Source organism: Paenibacillus sp. R-74696 (genome assembly GCF_055814915.1).
On the sequence record NZ_JBPULM010000046.1, the window covers coordinates 349,282 to 367,689 of the forward strand.

The 18,408-nt window shown below is 48.7% G+C and carries 15 protein-coding genes; 6 read left to right on the plus strand and 9 right to left on the minus strand.

Going from position 1 to position 18,408, the window contains the following annotated elements:
- Positions 1 to 58 precede the first annotated feature (58 nt).
- The 4 genes from ACSR9A_RS26035 to fur all read right to left on the minus strand — a co-directional run bounded on the left by ACSR9A_RS26035 (position 59) and on the right by fur (position 6,602).
- A complete protein-coding gene (locus ACSR9A_RS26035; RefSeq protein WP_473760770.1) occupies positions 59 to 2,164 on the minus strand; it encodes a putative bifunctional diguanylate cyclase/phosphodiesterase in 2,106 nt (701 codons plus the stop codon).
- A gap of 25 nt (positions 2,165 to 2,189) precedes the next feature.
- The gene (locus ACSR9A_RS26040) at positions 2,190 to 4,658 is read right to left on the minus strand and encodes a putative bifunctional diguanylate cyclase/phosphodiesterase (RefSeq protein ID WP_473760772.1); all 2,469 of its coding nucleotides are present in this window, start codon (positions 4,656 to 4,658) and stop codon (positions 2,190 to 2,192) included.
- A 115-nt stretch (positions 4,659 to 4,773) separates the two neighbouring features.
- Complete coding sequence (locus ACSR9A_RS26045; RefSeq protein WP_473760775.1) at positions 4,774 to 5,925, minus strand: response regulator; 1,152 nt, start codon at positions 5,923 to 5,925, stop codon at positions 4,774 to 4,776.
- A 194-nt stretch (positions 5,926 to 6,119) separates the two neighbouring features.
- Positions 6,120 to 6,602 (minus strand): ferric iron uptake transcriptional regulator, encoded by a 483-nt coding sequence (gene fur / locus ACSR9A_RS26050; RefSeq protein WP_341279033.1) that lies wholly within the window; start codon positions 6,600 to 6,602, stop codon positions 6,120 to 6,122.
- Positions 6,603 to 7,036: 434 nt separating this feature from the next.
- On the opposite strand from fur, the gene ACSR9A_RS26055 reads away from it, so the two are divergent.
- The gene (locus tag ACSR9A_RS26055) at positions 7,037 to 8,638 is read left to right on the plus strand and encodes a sensor domain-containing diguanylate cyclase (protein WP_473760778.1); all 1,602 of its coding nucleotides are present in this window, start codon (positions 7,037 to 7,039) and stop codon (positions 8,636 to 8,638) included.
- Between the two features lie 97 nt (positions 8,639 to 8,735).
- Here the strand turns inward: ACSR9A_RS26055 and ACSR9A_RS26060 are convergent, their stop codons facing one another.
- Together ACSR9A_RS26060 and ACSR9A_RS26065 are read right to left on the minus strand one after the other, a co-directional pair.
- On the minus strand, positions 8,736 to 9,518 hold the full coding sequence (locus ACSR9A_RS26060; RefSeq protein ID WP_473760780.1) for an SDR family NAD(P)-dependent oxidoreductase: 783 nt from the start codon (positions 9,516 to 9,518) through the stop codon (positions 8,736 to 8,738).
- Positions 9,519 to 9,658: 140 nt separating this feature from the next.
- Positions 9,659 to 10,078: a helix-turn-helix domain-containing protein gene (locus tag ACSR9A_RS26065; RefSeq protein ID WP_473760782.1), complete on the minus strand. Its 420-nt coding sequence runs from the start codon at positions 10,076 to 10,078 to the stop codon at positions 9,659 to 9,661.
- 216 nt (positions 10,079 to 10,294) lie between these two features.
- Between ACSR9A_RS26065 and ACSR9A_RS26070 the strand changes: the two genes are divergently transcribed.
- The 4 genes from ACSR9A_RS26070 to ACSR9A_RS26085 are packed head-to-tail and all read left to right on the plus strand — an operon-like array spanning position 10,295 to position 14,459.
- A complete protein-coding gene (locus tag ACSR9A_RS26070) occupies positions 10,295 to 11,836 on the plus strand; it encodes a spore germination protein (RefSeq protein WP_473760785.1) in 1,542 nt (513 codons plus the stop codon).
- A 53-nt stretch (positions 11,837 to 11,889) separates the two neighbouring features.
- Positions 11,890 to 12,996: a GerAB/ArcD/ProY family transporter gene (locus ACSR9A_RS26075; protein ID WP_473760787.1), complete on the plus strand. Its 1,107-nt coding sequence runs from the start codon at positions 11,890 to 11,892 to the stop codon at positions 12,994 to 12,996.
- Entirely contained in the window at positions 12,993 to 14,213 is a 1,221-nt protein-coding gene (locus tag ACSR9A_RS26080; protein WP_473760789.1) for a Ger(x)C family spore germination protein, read from the plus strand. The genes ACSR9A_RS26075 and ACSR9A_RS26080 overlap by 4 nt, the downstream gene beginning before the upstream one ends.
- A 30-nt stretch (positions 14,214 to 14,243) precedes the next feature.
- Positions 14,244 to 14,459: a hypothetical protein gene (locus ACSR9A_RS26085; RefSeq protein WP_473760792.1), complete on the plus strand. Its 216-nt coding sequence runs from the start codon at positions 14,244 to 14,246 to the stop codon at positions 14,457 to 14,459.
- A 38-nt stretch (positions 14,460 to 14,497) separates the two neighbouring features.
- Here the strand turns inward: ACSR9A_RS26085 and ACSR9A_RS26090 are convergent, their stop codons facing one another.
- The 3 genes from ACSR9A_RS26090 to ACSR9A_RS26100 all read right to left on the minus strand — a co-directional run bounded on the left by ACSR9A_RS26090 (position 14,498) and on the right by ACSR9A_RS26100 (position 16,248).
- Entirely contained in the window at positions 14,498 to 15,106 is a 609-nt protein-coding gene (locus tag ACSR9A_RS26090; protein WP_473760794.1) for a DUF1349 domain-containing protein, read from the minus strand.
- Positions 15,107 to 15,122: 16 nt separating this feature from the next.
- Positions 15,123 to 15,587, minus strand: coding sequence for a GNAT family N-acetyltransferase (locus ACSR9A_RS26095; RefSeq protein WP_473760797.1), 465 nt, complete (start codon positions 15,585 to 15,587; stop codon positions 15,123 to 15,125).
- 97 nt (positions 15,588 to 15,684) lie between these two features.
- Positions 15,685 to 16,248, minus strand: a complete 564-nt coding sequence (locus ACSR9A_RS26100; protein WP_473760800.1) for a GNAT family N-acetyltransferase — start codon at positions 16,246 to 16,248, stop codon at positions 15,685 to 15,687.
- A gap of 85 nt (positions 16,249 to 16,333) precedes the next feature.
- Between ACSR9A_RS26100 and ACSR9A_RS26105 the strand changes: the two genes are divergently transcribed.
- Positions 16,334 to 18,397 (plus strand): ATP-dependent helicase, encoded by a 2,064-nt coding sequence (locus ACSR9A_RS26105; RefSeq protein ID WP_473760802.1) that lies wholly within the window; start codon positions 16,334 to 16,336, stop codon positions 18,395 to 18,397.
- Positions 18,398 to 18,408: the final 11 nt, after the last annotated feature.

Genomic DNA, 18,408 nt, shown 5'->3' on the forward strand with positions numbered 1-18,408 from the left:
CGTGAAGCCAAAGCGAATCTTCATTTGGAGTAACAGCTTTCCATATCACACGGCTATCTCAATGCTTCAAATCGCCCCATATGCCATCATTTTCCGCTTGAATCATTAAATACTTTTCCTCCAGCACTTGGGCCGGCAGCGGACGGCAATAATAGTAGCCTTGAATTTCCTTGCAGTCATGACTGGTCAGAAAATCGAGCTGTTCCTTCGTTTCAATGCCTTCCGCTATGACCTCCATCTTTAAATGCTTGGCCATGGAAATAATCGTGGCGACAATCGCTTGATCGCTCTCATCCGTTGTAATATCGATGATGAAGGAACGGTCTATTTTCAGCTTATATATTGGATAATGCTTTAAGTAGCTGAGCGAGCTGTAGCCCGTCCCGAAATCATCGAGACTGATCTTAACGCCGGTGCTATTTAATTCATTTAATATCCCAATGGAATGCGAGGCGTCCATCATCATGCTCTCGGTAATTTCCAGCACTAGAAAGCTCGGATCAAGCCCCGTCTCTTCTAAAATGACATGAATTTGCTGAACCAGATTCGGCTGAAGAAACTGTCTTGCCGATAAATTGACGGATACCGATGCGAAAAAAACACCCTCATCATGCCACTTTTTCATTTGCCTGCAAGCCTCGCGCATCGTCCACTCGCCAATACTGTAAATCAAGTCGCTTTCTTCAGCCACCGGAATAAATATACCAGGCGATATAATGCCTTTGGTAGGATGCTCCCACCTGATCAGCGCTTCAACGCCAATCATCCGATTGTCGGCGGAGCTGATTTGCGGCTGGTAGTACAATCTAAATTCCTCGCGCTCCATCGCCTTGCGCAGCTCGCTTTCCAGCTCCAGCCTAAGCTGCAGCTGCTCATTAAATTCATACGAATAAAACTGATATCCGTTTTTACCGTTGCGCTTCACTTCATACATCGCGGTGTCGGCATTTTTAAGCAATTGTACCGTATCCTGTCCATTGTCCGGATAGACGGCAATTCCAATGCTGACCGTCGTATAAAAATCGGTGTCCTTCAGGCGGTAGGGCTGCTGAATGGCAGCCGTAATCCTTCCTGCCAGCAGCCCAAGCTGCTGCTCATCCTGAAAGCGATTAATTAATAACGTAAATTCATCTCCTCCCATACGGGCTACTAATGTTTCACTTTCTCTAACACAAGATTGAATACGACTGCCCATCTCCTTCAGGAACACATCCCCGTAGGCATGTCCAAGTGAATCGTTAATATTTTTGAAACGGTCAAGATCGAGCACCATGACGGCAAAACGGGAAACCTGCTTGCTCCCATCGTTAAGACCTGCACTACTGCGCTCAATCATTTTCGACAGCTGCTGATTGAACTGGAGACGGTTCGGCAGACCGCTTAAAGAATCATGAAAAGTCTGGTGAATCATTTCGCGCTCCGCTTTTTTACGGGCGCTATTATCTCGAATGATCGTCAAAACCGCTGGACGGCCGTTATGGTCAATCATTTTACTCATCGTCTCAACCTCAAAAACCTCATTGCGAAAGCTGATCAGCCTAATTTCCTCTATATTGGAGCGCTGCTTCGTCTGATGCATCATTTTCACGCGCTCGGCTACGATATCCCAATCACTCGGATGAATAAAGCGAAAAACATCCTGGCCAATCAACTGTTCGCTGGTCCCGCCAATCGTTTGCTCAGCCACATCGTTAATAAACACAATTTTGGAGTCCTGATGAATGACAATAGGATCTATGTACAAGCCCAGCAGCTCGTTGTAACGCGCCCTAATAGCTTCACTTTCCTTCTGCTGCCTAACCGATTCCGAACGATCCCGAATGAGAAGATGGCTGCCTAAGCTGCGGCTGCTGGCATCATAAGGGAGCTTATACAGCTCCCAACTGATAACTTCCCCATCTAAATCGTCAAAATATAAAAAATGGCGCTCGGAACAGGTGCCATCTGGCCGGCTCAAAAATTGCTCAAGCCTTGTGCCCTCCTCCTCCGTTATTCGTCTCAGCTTTGACAATCTGGCTCCCGGAAGCAAATCGCGGATAGCCTCCCGCTGATATTTTTTAGCAGCCTCATTCATATGAAGAATGAAGCCGTTTTCTCCTATTGTTATAATCGGCTCAGGAAACTGCTTATACATATTTGGCAAAGATTTCTTCCAATAGTCCACCTTACCACCTCCGCTGTCTGCTGAATCAGGAATGAAATGCTGTTTTCTCTTGGCGACTAGGTATGAAAAATCCCTCTTCTACATCAATAGCGGACAAAGGACGGCTGAAATAATAGCCTTGTATCTTCTCACAGTCTTTATCAGTTAAAATGTCCAGTTGGGCTTTCGTTTCAATGCCCTCGGCAATAACCTCCATATTTAAATGCTGGGCCATGGAAATAATGGTGGATACAATGGCCTTATCGTTGTCATTTTCCGTAATATCGCGAATAAAGGAACGATCGATTTTCACCTTGTGAATCGGGAACATCTTCAAATAGCTAAGCGAGCTGTAGCCCGTTCCAAAATCATCGAGACTAATCCGAACGCCAAATTCATTGAGCTGGTTCAAAATAGGTGTCGATACCGATGCGTCCATCATCATGCTTTCGGTAATTTCCAGCTCTAAAAAATGCGGCTCTAGCCCCGTCTCCCGCAAAATATCCTTCACGTAATCGGCCAAATACGGCTGATGAAATTGCTGCGAGGATAAATTGACTGAAACAGGAATGAGCGGTCCGCCCGCTAAATGCCATTTTCGCATTTGACGGCAGGCTTCCCGGAGCACCCAAGTTCCAAGCTCATAAATAATGCCCGTTTCCTCCGCAATCGGAATAAAAATGCCTGGCGACAGTACGCCTTTCGTTGGATGGTTCCAGCGGACAAGCGCCTCAATTCCAATCATTTGCTCATCCTCGGCTCTAATTTGGGGCTGGTAGTAAAGCTCAAGCTCACCCTGCTCCACCGCTTTTCGCAAGTCGCCTTCGAGCTCAATTTTATTGATCAGCTTGTCATTGAGCTCAGCCGAATAATACTGAAAACCATTTTTCCCTTTTTTCTTCACCTCGTACATTGCCGTATCTGCATTTTTAAGCAATTGGCTCGTATCCATCCCATGCTGCGGATATAAAGCAATGCCGATGCTGGCCGAAACATAAAAGTCGCTTTCCTTGAGACGATAAGGAAGCTGGATGGCATGAATAATTTTCTCGGCAATTTCCGTCACAATGCCTGCATCTGAATGAGGCACCAGCAGGGTAAATTCATCACCGCCCATTCGAGCAAGCAGCACATTATAGCCGTCTACACTTCTGAGGATTCGGTTGCCCATTTCTTGAAGGAACAGGTCGCCATAAGAATGGCCTAGCGAGTCGTTAATCATTTTGAACCGGTCGATATCCAGCACCATGATGGCAAAAACAGGGTCGTCTTCGCCCGTTTCCTCCTCTGCCGGTTTTGTTTTCTCAATTTCTTCTTCCAGCACTTGATTGAACATCCTGCGGTTCGGCAGGCCCGTCAGCTCATCGTGAAAGGCGAGATACTTCACCTTTTCCTCGGCCTGCTTCTCCTCTGAAATATCTTTAGCTATGACGTAAATACCTACAACAGCACCGCCCACAACAACCGGAGCGCTTACAACGCTAATATCAACGCGCTCCTCACCATTTCGCAATATGGCAGATGTATACCGCTGGGCTTCACCTTGAAAAGCTTTCGTAAACATCGCTACTGTATGATCCAGCTGGTCTGGCACAATATATGGCAAAAACAGATTTATAGGCTGATGGAGCAGCTGCTCGCTTTTTAAGCCTGTAATTTCCAATGCGATTGGATTAAAGCCTATAATCTGGCCTTGAATATTAACGGTAATAATGCCATCTAAATTGTTGTCGAACAACGACTTGTACCACTTCTCATGCTCGTCCAGCTGCGTTTCCTTGCTCTCCAGCCGTTTGGAGACAAATAGGACCAGCAGCGACATCAAGCATGTAATTAGCGTTCCAGCTGTAATGACGTAAGCAAGCAGCTTATTTTCCAGTACCATTTCAAAAAAGATCGCCGTTTTAGTTTTCGAGCTGAATGTCGCCGCTATCATTCCTGTATAATGCATGCCTGCGATAGCCGCTCCCATAATCATGCCTGCGCCTAGCTTTTTCCAAAACATAACCTGCTTGCTGGTCTTGCGAAAATAAAATACGAGCCATAAAGCAGCAACAGATGCGGCAAAGGCAATAAAAATAGAAAGTGAAAACAGCAGCGGATCATAATGGATCTGAATCAGCATAGCCTCCATGCCTACATAATGCATAACCGACACACCGGTTGCCAGCAGCAATCCTCCTGCCAGCAGCCTGCCGGTTTTCAATTCATCCCTTCCAATGACATAGAGCGCAGCGAATGCGGCCACGATGACGGCGAGAAGCGACAGCAGTACAACGATCAGGTCATAGGCTACTACGACCGGCAGGGAGAAGGCCATCATGCCGACAAAATGCATCGACCAAATGCCCATTCCCAAAATAACGGCGCCCAGCGTAATGCCGATCCAGCGTTTGCGGCCATAGGAAATACCGACCTTCTCGGCTAGATCCAAAGCTGCAAAAGACGCAAGTACTGCAATAATGTAGGAGAAAATAATTAGTGAGCTATCATAGGTGCCATGGAGATGCCCCATTTCTTTCCCTCTTTTCAGTTGGTAAATATTTAAATTTTCAGTAAATTTAACCCATTATAATAAATGTTGCAAAAATGCTCGCATAGACTAAAGCAGCTATGCCATTGTATCTCGCTTATTGCGCGGACAAACGCTGGCTATGCTTGTATTGCCATTGATCGTACCATTGCTGCACCAGCGTCAGCGGCTCGGCATCAAACTCCTGCCTTAGCATTTGTATGAGCTGGTCGTACTGCCGCTGTACAGCAAACCGTTCATTCATCCGGTCATACAAACGCATCAGTTCAAAATAAATCTGCTCCTCGGAGGGCAGCTGTTTTTGAATGAGCAAATATTGCTGGACTGCCTTTGCCTCATTGCCAATCGAATCATAATGCTGGGCAATGCGCTGGGCATGACGCAGCCATAAGGTGCGAAGCCGACGACGCTCCGTTTCGGCCCATTCATACGCATATTCCAGCAAATAGTCGCCTGGGTACATTTCCAGCATCTGCTGATGCTGCTCTAATGTTTCTTCTGTTAGCGGAGGGATTCTCTTGATTTTCCGCTCCCACTCCTCCGTATCCAGAAGCACGCCATTCAAATCCAGCGTGTAGCCCTCATCACGGTTAACGATCCGAATGTCAACACCCTCTTTGTGCATAATTCGCCGAATTTGATAAATCGCCGTATACAGCTGGGAGGTACCTTTCCGCCATTCGATTTCCGGCCACAGCTGATCAAGCAAATCTTCTTTGCGGTTCAGCTTCCCGCGATGCTCCAGCAAATAGGCGAAAAGCTCCTGCGCCTTCAAGGTTTTCCATTTGAGCGTTGCGCTCTCATCGCCCTTCGGCCCAATACGCAGTGATCGAAAGCAATGGATCATTTTAGCTGGGCCAGATACTAGTTGTGCAGCAGGAGGAGCAATTCGGGCCCGCTTTAATAGCCGTTCAACCGTTATGCACAACCGCTCATGGTTGAACGGCTTTATAATATAGTCATGAGCGCTAAGCTCAAATGCTTTCACCGCATATTTCTCTTGCTCAGTTAGGAAAATAAGCATAACTTCCGGAAATTGCTGCAGCACTTGCTCAGCAAGCTGTATTCCGCCAAGCTCCTGCGTATCGATATCTAAAAATAAAGCGATCGGAGGATCAGCTAAAATATGCTGGAACGCCAGCTCAGGATTAGAAAAGATTCCCACAATATCGATGCCTCCAATTTTGCCCAGCTCCTCTTCCAGAAGCTTAAGCGTTAGAGGCTCGTTATCTACCAATATAGTCTTCATGTTTTGTCACCTTCTTAACTGGTAGTTTAAGCCGCAAGTCCTATACTTATATAACGGTTTACCGAGCCTTATTATCAATACCAAATATAAATATGCCGTAAAAAAAAACGCTGAATCCCCATTATTTGGTGGATTCAGCGTTTTTCAGGCCATTGGCTGGCTTATATGCATGCATTTCTCCATAAAATTAACAATTAGCTAGCTTTCGTATCTTTGCCTCGCTTGCAATCTCCGGCATTGCAGCCTTGAAACATGCCAGTGAAATCCAATCGGTGGTCGGTAACGGTGAAGCCGAATTCGCGCTGTACGCGCTGCTCCAGCTCAAGCAGCCAATCCTCTTGAATTTCCTTCAGCACGCCGCACTTGGCGCAGATCAGATGATGATGCATATGCTCTTGGTTGTCGTCACGCAAGTCGAAGCGGGCAACGCCATCGCCAAAGTTCATTTTTTCTACAATATGCAGCTCGGTCAGCAGCTCAAGCGTCCGGTAAACGGTCGCCAGCCCGATTTCTGGGTATGACTTCTTGACCAGCATATATACGTCCTCTGCGCTGAGATGATCCTGCTCGTTCTCCAGCAGCACTCTTAAAGTCATCGCGCGCTGATGCGTCAGCTTGTAGCCCTTCGCTTTCAGCTGCTGGTTGATTCTATCTATATGATTTTCCAGTTCACTCATCGCTCATGAGCCTCCTTTGCATGCGGCTTGCAATTTCTCAATTTGTAATCATTATCATCTTAATTTTATTATAGATATATCAAAAAAGCAAGCCTCCTAGCTTTTCACAGCCAATAGGTTGTAGCATTAAGCATCGTTTTCTTTAGCACAGCTACTGTCTGAATCGCCATGCAGGCTGTATAATATAAATCACCAGCAGCACGCCTGCGACGGTACAAGCTATTTCTCCCGTTTTCTCTTCCATTCAGAATCTATTCAAATCAGGCTCCCCAATTCATTATTACGCTTTCAAACTCGTACATCTGACAGTATCGGTTCATCATTTTACAAATTCAATTTTATCACAAATCCAAAAAAAACAGTAGAATCAACATTTCAGCAGATATAGGACCATTGGATTAGCACTTTACGCGAAACGAAAGGAAGTCATTACGATGAAAGCCCCACATCCAGCGTATAAAAAGAGTAAAATCAGCTTGGCAACCGTACTTAGCGGACTCGTTTCTTTATGCGTCCTGGTTACGATTATCCTCGTGATGTTTTCAGCCTTCCAATCGAGCAAGCAATTAATGGAACGTACGGCCCTTTCCACCAATTTCTCCAAAGCGAGCAAAATGAGCGATACGCTGAACGCCCTAACCAAGACAATACGGTTAAGCCTGAAATACAGTGTGCACAGAGACCATGAGGGCATGTGGGACGGGCCTAATCAAGTCCAACGGATGAATGAGGATTTAAACTTAATGAAGCAGAGCAGCAATTTTTTCAATTCTATCGTAGTTGTGGATAAATATGGGATTATAAAAGGAGCTACTAAGGAAATAAATTACTTGATTAATGAGCCGATTACGCCGGATTCCTTGAAGCAAGCACTGGCATCGAGACGGTCGAGCATATCGGACCCTTTTTTCGATGAACGAACGGGTAATTTATTTATTATGGTAAGCGAGCCGCTGTATGACAAAAACCAGCAATACAAGGGCTTTATTGGCGGCAGCATTTATTTGAAGAAAAATAATGTTATGAATACGATTTTCGAGAAAAATACGAATGATTTTTTGGAGTCTTATTTATATCTTGTGGATCAGCAGGGCAATCTGCTGTTTCATCCTGACCCGATGCTTGTCGGCAGAAACATCAGCGAAAATATGGTTGTGAAAAAGCTGATGGCTGGGCAAAGCGGCAGCGAAACCGTCACTAATTTGGACGGCAGCGAGCTGCTCCTCGGATACGCCAGCGTCAAGGAAAATGGCTGGGGTATCGTAGTAGCTACTCCTGTGCAAAGCATAAAGGATCAGCTCTTTTATCATTTCAAAAATGTTGCCATCACGGTTGCCATACCACTGCTGCTGCTTATATTCGCTGTCGTCATATTGGCGCGAAGCATTGCCAATCCGTTTCTAAGACTTTCGCAGTTTGTCAGTCAGCTTGGGGATCCAGGCGAGCTTAGCTCCTGGCGCAAAAACCACTGGATTAGGGAAACGGATCTGCTGATCAAATCAACCATTAATGTAGGATCGCTTATTCAGGCCCAGCATCATCAATTAACGAAAGATGCGGAAACGGACCCGCTGACGGGGCTCATGAACAGGCGCACCTTAATCAAGTTTTTGACGTTATGGATGGAAGAGAAGCTGCCCTTCTCCATTATTATTATCGATATTGACCGTTTCAAGCGAGTCAATGATAAGTATGGCCATCAAGCAGGAGATGCAGTGCTTAAGCAACTGGCGCAGACCGTCATTCATGCCATTCGGCCAGAAGATATCGGCTACCGCTATGGCGGGGAGGAGCTTGTTATTTTGCTTCAGCAGACGGCGCTTGCGGAAGCTTACTTAGTTGCCGAACAGCTGCGAATGGCTGTGGAGGAGGGAGTAGATCCCGTTGTAGGACGCGTAACGATCTCACAGGGAGTCGCGCAATATCCGCTGCATGGCACAAGCCCCGAGGAGCTGCTCCAGAAAGCGGATCAAGCGCTGTATCAAGCAAAAAATGCGGGCCGCAACCAGACGATTGCAGCGGAAGCGGAGTTTTAGAGCAGCTAGCTGCGAAGAATGAAGTCGCAGCTAGCTGCTCTGCTTGCATACATAAGGAAAGATGAGTGCTGATGCCGGGTTTATTTTTCAAATGGAGCTACAGCACCGCTGCCTTGCCGCCGTCAATATTGACGGAAGTTCCCGTAACGAAGGAAGCTGCTTCCGAGACGAGAAAAGCGATGACATTCGCCGCTTCCTCAGGATTGCCGATGCGTCCAAGCGGTATATCATGCCTAGGGCTTGCCGCAAACTCCTCCCACGATAGATCGGAAGCGCTCTGTTTCCACATGCGCTCTATTTGATCGCTGCGAATAAGGCCGATGCAGACAGCATTCACACGAATGCCATCGCCAGCCAAATCCTTGCTCATTGCTTTCGTCAGCGCAAGACCAGCTGCACGGCTTACCGAAGTGGGCAGCGAGGAGCCTGCCGGCGTCTTGCCGCCGATAGCCGTTACATTTACGATGGCGCCGCCCCCCGCCTTACGGAGATAGGGAAGCGCCGCACGCGTGAAATGAATGGCCGCATACAGCTTGAGGTCAAGATCGGCTGCCCACGCATCAGGCTCTACCTTATCGAATGGCAGCGCTGCTGACGTTCCGGCATTGTTTACGAGAATGTCGACACCGCCAAGCTGCTGGACCACCTCGGCAACAGCACGCTGTACCTCGGCCTCGACCGATACATCGGCGGAGATGATAAGCGGCCTTTTGCCTGTCGCCTGCTCAATTCGTTCTGCTGCTTCTTGCAGCGGCCCCTCCTGTCTGGCAACGATCGCCACTTCCGCTCCCTCAGCCGCCAGCCGCAGCGCGGTGGCAAGTCCAATTCCCTTGCTTCCTCCCGTCACAATGGCACGTTTCCCTTGCATACCCAAATCCATTCTAATTCCTCCTGTCTACTATGTAATCAAACAAGGCTCTCATTATCTCTACCCATTCAGTCTAAACCTGCTGTGTCTTAATATCCAGTATAAAAAAAACATGCCGGGTCTATTGAGCTCCGACATGCTTCATCCTTTATTTATAATCCAGCACTATACCCAGGCACCGCATAAGCGGAAGGTGCTACACCGACCTCCTGCTTGAAGCGGCGGCTGAAATAATACGGGTCTTCGTATCCAACCTGACGAGCGATGCTGCGCACCGTCGCATTCGTCTCCTTCAATAGTCCCTTAGCCCGGTCAATGCGAATGGCAATCAAATAATCAATTGGGCTGATGCCCATATGTTTCTTGAAGGCGCGGGAATAATGCTCCGGCGTAATGCCAACCATGCTGGCAAGCATATCCCTTGTAATAGGTTTTTGATAATGGCGTTTCATATATTCAACCGTCTGTCCAAGCTTGCTTCTTCCTCCTGCAACAGATTCGGTGTTATGCCTAAAGTGTGTATCCTCTTCTTGAAAGCCCATCCGTATCGAGTTTCTCATATGCTTTATCATTTCCCACCTTCCCGGCCTATTGGCACAGCTGAATGATCGCTCATCCATATATAATGATTATCATTATCAATTATAATTCAAGCGTGCTTTTTTTTCAACACCCTGTCACAATAATTCACCACTTCTGAAAATATCTACTTCCTTACATAGGAAAGGAACTCCCTGGAAACGCTAAGGGCACGGAGTTGTTCTATCATCTGGAAGCGAGGGACTGCCATGCTCGGATTCAAACGCAGCAATTGGAAGCACAAAACAGCAAAGGCAGATTGGCAGCAGCCAGACGATCATCCGTCTGAAGAGCAGCGGCCTCTTTCCCAGCGATTAGATGAAAATATGGCAGAGCTGCGGCGTGTGTATGCGGACTGCGATGACCTCTCCTTCCATTCCTTGCGAATCGGCGAGCTCGCGGACGCCATGCTCGTGTTTCATATTAGCATGTGCGATGACGAGCAGCTGAATCTCTTCGTTTTGCGTCCGCTTGCGAGCAATGCCGGCAGCTTGACTGCTGCTACTCCCGCACAGCTGCTGGGCTTGCTGCCCATCGCCGCTGCCAATACAGTGCGCACGCTGGAGGACGCTATCGATGCCATCAGCAACGGCATGCCGCTGCTTTTCATCGACGGGAGCGAGGAGGCGCTATCGTTTGGCCTGCAGAAAATCGAGCATCGCAGCATTGAGGAGCCTTCGGCGGAATCTACCGTTCGTGGCCCTCGCGAATCGTTTAATGAAGTGCTGTCCATTAATCTGTCGCTGCTGCGCCGCAAAATGAAAAGCCCGAAGATGAAGCTGCTCACGATGACCATTGGCGAATATACGCGTACCGATATCGGTATTCTCTACTTGGAGGGAGCGGCAAATCCTGCTACCGTCGATGAGGCGCTGAAGCGGCTTGCCGCTATTGACACCGATGGTATTTTGGAAAGCGAATATATCGAGGAGTGGATTGCCGATTCGCCTTATTCGCCATTTCCACAAATGATCGCAACCGAGAGGCCAGACGTTGTATGCGCAAATTTGCTTGAAGGGCGATTCGCCATATTAATGGATGGGACACCCTTTGCCCTCGTCGCACCCGTGACCTTGTTTTCCATGCTGCAGTCTGTCGAGGACTACTATCAGCACTTTATTATGAGTACCTTTGTACGCTGGCTGCGCTATGTTTTTTTCCTGCTGTCACTGCTTCTTCCATCAGCCTATGTCGCGATTACGACCTTTCATCAGGAAATGATTCCAACAGTGCTGCTGCTCAGCATCGCCAAGGCGCGGGAGGAAATTCCTTTTCCAGCACTCGTCGAAGCCCTGATTATGGAAATTGCCTTTGAAGCGCTGCGTGAAGCCGGGGTGCGGCTGCCGAGGCAGGTCGGTGCTGCGGTCAGCATTGTGGGGGCACTGATCATTGGACAAGCCGCTACTTCGGCAGGCATCGTCTCCGCGCCTATGGTCATTGTTGTAGCGACAACGGGCATCGCCTCGTTTATGATTCCGCGATATGCAGCAGGTATTGCCTCACGTCTGCTGCGGTTTCCCATTATGCTGATGGCGGGCACGCTCGGGCTGATCGGCATGATGCTGGGGCTGATTTTAATCGTCATCCATTTATCGAGTCTGCGTTCCTTCGGCGTTCCCTATTTGTCACCCGTTACGCCAGCATCGATGGGGACCCTTCGCGATGTCATCTGGCGTGCTCCCGCATGGATGAACAAAGCCCGTAAAGAAGGGCATCCTAGACGCAGCAGTCGAAGCGGGAACAAAAAATAACTCGCATCATCCAAAACCTTCCAAAAATGATAACGGAGGAGGCTGAAGCTCCAATGCTTGAAACTGGAAAAATATCATCGTCTCAAATGGCTATTTTGCTTTATCCTTCGATTCTCGCTACGTCGTTTTTGTCTGTGCCCAGCATTACGATGACCCATGCCCATCAAGATATGTGGCTCTCTCCGATTTGGGCAGGCTTGTTTGGCATGCTGACCGTATGGGTGGCCATCAAGCTCAATCGGCTGAAGCCGGACAGCACCCTGATACGAACGAGCTTCAGCCTGCTTGGAGCTGTTCCGGGCTTTCTGGTAGGCTTGTTTTATATTTTTTATTTGCCCCATCTAACAGGCATCATTATTCGCCAATATGGCGAGTTTATTATTAGCAATGCATTACCGATGACGCCGCAGTTCGTGGTAACCGGATCAATGGTGCTCGTATGTGCCATTAATGCGCGGCTCGGCATTGAGGTTATTGGCAGAACTTCTCAAATATTCACAGCTGTATTTATCTTTCTTTCGGCCTTTCTATTTATTTTGCTAATCGGCGAGCTTCATCCTTCCGAGCTGCTGCCGATTGCCGAAAATGGCATAGCTCCATCGATTAAAGGTGCGCTGGCGCCAGCTGCCTGGTTCAGTGAATATATTTTAATCGCGTTTCTGCTTCCCTTTGTTAACGACCGTGAGAAATCGATGCGCAAAAGCATGCTATCGGTGCTGCTTGTCACCATTACAATGATTGTCACCAATCTCGTATGCTTGTTTCTCATGGGGGATTTGACTACCAGCTTTATTTATCCGGTGATGGTTGCAGCCCGTTATATTACAATTGCCGACTTTATGCAGCATTTGGAATCGCTCGTTATTGCCATATGGATTTCAGGCATTTTTGTGAAAATATCGGTATTTCTATATGTCTATTCGATTACTGTGGCGGAATGGCTTAAATTGAAGCATTACCGTTCTATCGTTATGCCACTTGCCTTTCTATGTACGGTTTTTGCCTACTGGTCAGCCAGAAGCCAGGGCGATATCGCCAATTTGATCAGCATATCCGGAAACACGTATACACTCATAAGCCTGTTCGTGCTGCCTATGCTGCTTCTGCTGCTCATGCTCCTTAAAAATAAGCTGACCCGCAAAAAGAAGGCTTCCCCATGATGGGCAGAAAGCTGCACAATCTGCGACGCAAAATCGCGCTCCTGCTTCTGGCGGCATGCAGCGCGATGCTCTTGCAGGGCTGCTGGGATCGCGTGGAAATTAATGATTTGGCAATGGTGTTGGCAACCGGCATTGATCGAACCAAAAACGGCAAAGTCCATCTATCGATTCAAATTTTCATTCCACGTCAAAGCGGCAGCAGCGCAACTGGTGGGACCGGTGGCAGTGAAGGGTCTCCGAGCGGCGTTACGATGGTGCAAACCGCTGAAGGGATCAATATTGCGGATGCAATGGCGCGGCTGCAGCGCAAAATTTCCCGACATGTTTTCTGGGGACATTGCGAGGCCATTGTCATAGGAGAAAAGACAGCAAAGCTCGGCATTCGCGAGTATATGGACTTTCTGCTGCGCTTCTCCCAATTTCGCGAGCATGCCTATGTTTATATTAGTGAGCCTAAAGCACAGGATATCCTCTCCCTGCTGCCTCCTCTTGAGCGAAGCTCTGCGGAAGCTTTGCGTGAAATGGGCAACATGAAGCTGGGCACCAAAATGACGGTGCTTGATTTGGCCCAAGCGCTGGAGGGTCTAGGCAAATCAGCTGTTCTTTCCAGACTGAAAATTCCTCGGCCCGAGTCTGGACAAAACAAGAAAGCTACGATGCCGTTTATATTCGGGCTTGCCATGATTCGCAATGACCGGGAAATTCACGTCGTGACTGAGCCGATGAGCCTTGGCGTGCTTATGCTGCTTAATCAGCTGGACAATATCGTTTTAACGGTTAATCCAGACGAAGCGAACAAACAAGCGGCTGTCACCATAAAACCGCAATTCATTCGCACCGAGTTTATTCCCGGCTTTGCTGACGGAAACTGGACGATGGAGGTCAACATTAAAACAAAGGGCGATGTCATCTTGAATACAACCGATCTGTCGCTCCTGCCACCGCCGAATGTGGAAAAAATTCAGGCTTTGTTTCAAGAACAGTTTAAGCAGCGAGCGGAAGCTGCACTGCAATTAACCCAGCATAAGCTGAAAACGGATTTTTTCGGCTATGCGAATGCGTACCGCAATCATTTCCCACATAAATGGAAGGCAAAAAAGGCCCAGTGGGAAAGCGATTTTCCAAAAATAAAAACGAAAATCCAAGTAGAGGCTCGCATTTTACGCACAGGAAAATCCGGTGATCCGCAAGGGATACCGGGCCAATCCAATGAATAAATGCAGCATAAACATGCAGGAGGGCTCGCGATGAAGGCACTATTTATTACAGGTATTGTGCTCGTCTCCGTCATGATTGTATATGGAGAAGCTCACGGGGGGCGGAGCAGCCGCCGGGAAATCAATACGGCCGTCACCATAACCGCCATAACGGCAGCTTTGGCGATTTTGCTCGTTTTTTTCCCCGACATGCCTGGCCCAACCGAGCTCATTGCCTTCCTGTTCAGCACCATTGGCATGAAGTAGCTGCTCTCCGCTGCTCCTATTGCAGCTGCAATACGTTCTTAATTAACGCTGCGGATATCGCCAATTACGTTTGTGCTGATTTTTAAATAATCAAACGTTGCGACGCTGCCTTCGCCAATCGGTGATTGGGCTACGACGCCCACTTTAATCGTTGCGGGAGCATCCATCCCAAAATAACGAACCATTTTCCATTTGACGCCATCATGCGAATAATGGAATGCAAAGCAATTGCATGCCCGGGCAATACGCAAAAAAGGACGAACGATCTGGGCATCGCTGGAAACACAATCATCAGAGGCTCCACGCGTTACAACGCTGAGAATGGACGGCATATCGTCAAAAAACTCCGAGCAAAGCTTTGCCCAGTGATCTTCATCCGCCATGATCATCAGGCAGCCGGAATCGTACGTCTGCTTCATATCGACCGCAACGCGAGTGACGGCATAGAAATCGCCTTCAACTAATGTATATAGGAAAGGAGCAGAATTTTTCGTATTTCCTCCTGCCGGATCGATAAAAAAATCGCCCATCGGCGGTGCTTGCACAACCAGCTGCTTGTGCTCATTCACTTCCCAGCTCTTCGGCTCATTAATCCATAACAGTTCCTTGCCTAGGCTTTGCTTGCTGCATCCTTCAAATACATTCATCGTGTTCTCCCCTTCTTTATGCGCCAAAACGCTTCTCATAACACATGCTCAGCTCATAGTCGACATATTCGCCAAATTTCCCGATAAATACATAGCCATGCTTTTCATAAAATTTCAACGACTCAGGCTGCTCGGGCCCCGTCTCCAGACGAATGCCCGCAAAGCCGAGCAGCAGCGCCTGATCCTCCAAAAAGGAAAGCATAGCAGCCGCGATGCCGAGCTTCCGGCTTTCTTTGCGCACGAAAAAGCGTTTCAGCTCCGTATATTGGGCATCGAGCGGCCGAATGGCACCGCAGCCCACAGGCTCGTCCCCGGAAAAAGCGACAATAAATGTAGTGTCTTTGATGCCCGGATCGGTGAAATCAAGCCCATGCACCTCTTCCGCTGGATAGCGCACCAGCAGTTCCTCGTCTAATAATTGAATGAGTTGGTGCAACGTTTCATCCAATGGATCTACGATATGAATGCTTATGTCTTTCATCTGTTATGCCTCCAAAGCTGCTTCTAGCAAGTTAGTAAATGAATGGAATATTTGCCATATGGCTATCGTACCTGTTTGCTCTCCACTTCGCAATCCATTATTGCGTCAGCTGCTTTACCATTCGAATGTAGCGGTGTCCTGCCAGCTCCAGCTCACCATCCTCGACATAGCCCATCCGAATATAGAGCGCCGTCGCCTTCTCGTTATCATCCAGCGCAATGAGCGATAGGCGGGGCCAGCCCGCATCCTTGGCCTTCTTCTCCAGCGCGCCGATCAAAGCCCGCGCTATCCCCTTTCCTTGATAGGCGGGATTTACCGCCACGGAATCCAAATAATATTCCCCGGGCCTTGCCTCCGTCATAATCTGATAGCCAGCATGGGCTGGCTTCTGGCGGATTCGCGACAGCAGCGGAGCGTCCAGCTTCTCAGCAGCGTCACCGCCGTAACCGAGCGCCATGCCAGCGATGGCATCCCCCTCCCAGGCGACAAGCACATGCTCGTAGCTGAGCCTATTTCCTTTTTCCACATAAAAATCTGCCAGTATATTCATAGCCTCCTGCTCGTCTTGAACGCCCGTTAGCGTACAGGCGATATCGCCAATGGCAGCATGCAGAAGCGGCATAATTTGCTGCACATCCTCTTTTTTCGCTGGAACAATCATTTCGCTCATCTCCTATTGTTATTCTTCAATTAGTTTATCCTAATCCATTAAGCCATGCTATAATCAAGCACAGGTGATTATACATATGGAACAAACACGTACAAAATATTATCCCAGACCTTACGGTGTAACAACAAACATAATGCCACGGGCAAATCAGGCGACAGCTGATACGAGCAAACAGCTTGTCAGAAGCGGGGAAGCCGATGCCGCTTTTTTCCGCTCGCTGGAGCAGCACGGCATCCAGCTGAATGAGGCGCAAATTGCCGCTGTTCGCCATACCGAGGGGCCGCTGCTCACGCTTGCTGGAGCTGGCTCAGGCAAAACCTCCGTTCTCGTCTGCCGAACGGCTTATTTGCTGTCTGTCCGCAGCGTAATGGCTTCCCAGCTGCTGCTCATGACGTTTTCCAAAAAAGCAGCGGAGGAAATGAAGTCGCGCATCGCCACGCTGCCCGGCATTGCTGAAAGTGCTGCCGCTGCGGTGGAAGCAAGGACCTTCCATTCTTTCTGCTTGCAGCTGCTGCGAAGGCGTGGCATGAGACAAGCGATTCTAGGCGACAGCGGCCGGAAGCAGATTTTTTTCAAGCGACTGCTTCGCGAACGCAATTTGCATGAGACGTATCAGCCGGAGACGCTCATTACGTTATTTTCAGCCTACAAACTGGAAATGCTGGAGCTCCATGAGCTTCCCGCCAAAACAGAAGAGGACAAGCAGCTGAAAATTCTGTTTGAATGCTACGAGCAGTGGAAGTCGGAGCAGCAGCTGATCGACTATGATGATATGCTGCTGGCCGCTTATCGGCTGCTGACGACCGATCAGAACTTGCTCGAGATGCTCCAGCGCCGCTTCCGCTACGTGATGATCGATGAGTTTCAGGATACGAATAAGGTGCAATATGAGCTAATTAAGCTGCTTGTTAAGCAGCATGGCAATTTGATGGTCGTTGGCGATGATGATCAGACGATTTATTCGTTTAACGGGGCGCGCAACGATTATATTTTGAATTTTGAACAGCAATATCCGACCAGCAAAAATGTTGTGCTCGACATTAACTATCGCTCCGGGGCTGCCATTGTCGGGCTGGGCAATGTGATTATTAGCAGCAACAAGCAGCGCCGTCCCAAGTCGCTCAAAGTGGCGAAGACGCAAAGTCACTCCCCAACATTTGCAAGGCCCGGCAATACCGACGATGAGGCCCAGCTGATTGTCAATAAAATCACGGAGACGCAGAGCCTGGGAAAGCGCAGCTATCAGGATTTCGCCATTTTGTTTCGTACGGCAAGCAGCAGCCGCGCCATCTTCGACCAGCTGGTCATACGGCAAATTCCGTTTATTGATTACGGCGGAGGCGAGTCCTTTTATGAGCAATGGGTCGTAAAGCCGATCATTGCCCATTTGCGGCTGGCGATCGATCGGCGTCATTTTGATGCGATGCAAAATATACTGGCGACGCTTTATGTCAAGCCGGAGCAGGCGATGGCTTTCATTTGGAACGAAGAGAAGCAGCAAGCCAAGAAATGGCCGCTGATCCACCTCGTCCGCTTCCCCGGCATTAAGGAATTTCATCAGGAAAAAATCAAAGAGCGGCTGCGGCTCATTCGCTCCTTGCCTAAGCTTAAGCCTGAGCAGGCTATTCGCCTACTGCGCGATGGCTTTTATGACAATTACATCCAAGCCGATAAAAGCCAGACGCTTACCGAGCACAAGGACGCCTTGAAGGAAACGCTGGACGAGCTGGAAACCGCTTCCAAACGTTTTGCCACGATTGCCGAGTTTTTGGCATTCGTGGACGAAATTGCAGTGAAGCTGCAGGAAATGAGACAGCTCAAGCTGGCGAGCCGGGGCGCTGACGCCGTCCATTTTATGACGATCCACAAATCAAAGGGTCTGGAGTTTCCCGTTGTGTTCGTCAGCGGGGCATCCGATGGCATTTTGCCGCACAGCTCCGCGCTGTCCGCGAGCAAAAATAGTGACCGCAGCGCTATTCAGACGGGGGATGACGTTGCCGAGGCTGCACTGGAGGAAGAACGCCGGCTCGCTTACGTCGCCGTTACGCGTGCCAAGGAAGAGCTGTACATCAGCTCGCCTGGTTATTATCGCGGCAAACCGGCGGCCGTTTCTTCTTTTTTACTCAACGCTTTTAAATAAATAAATGCCTA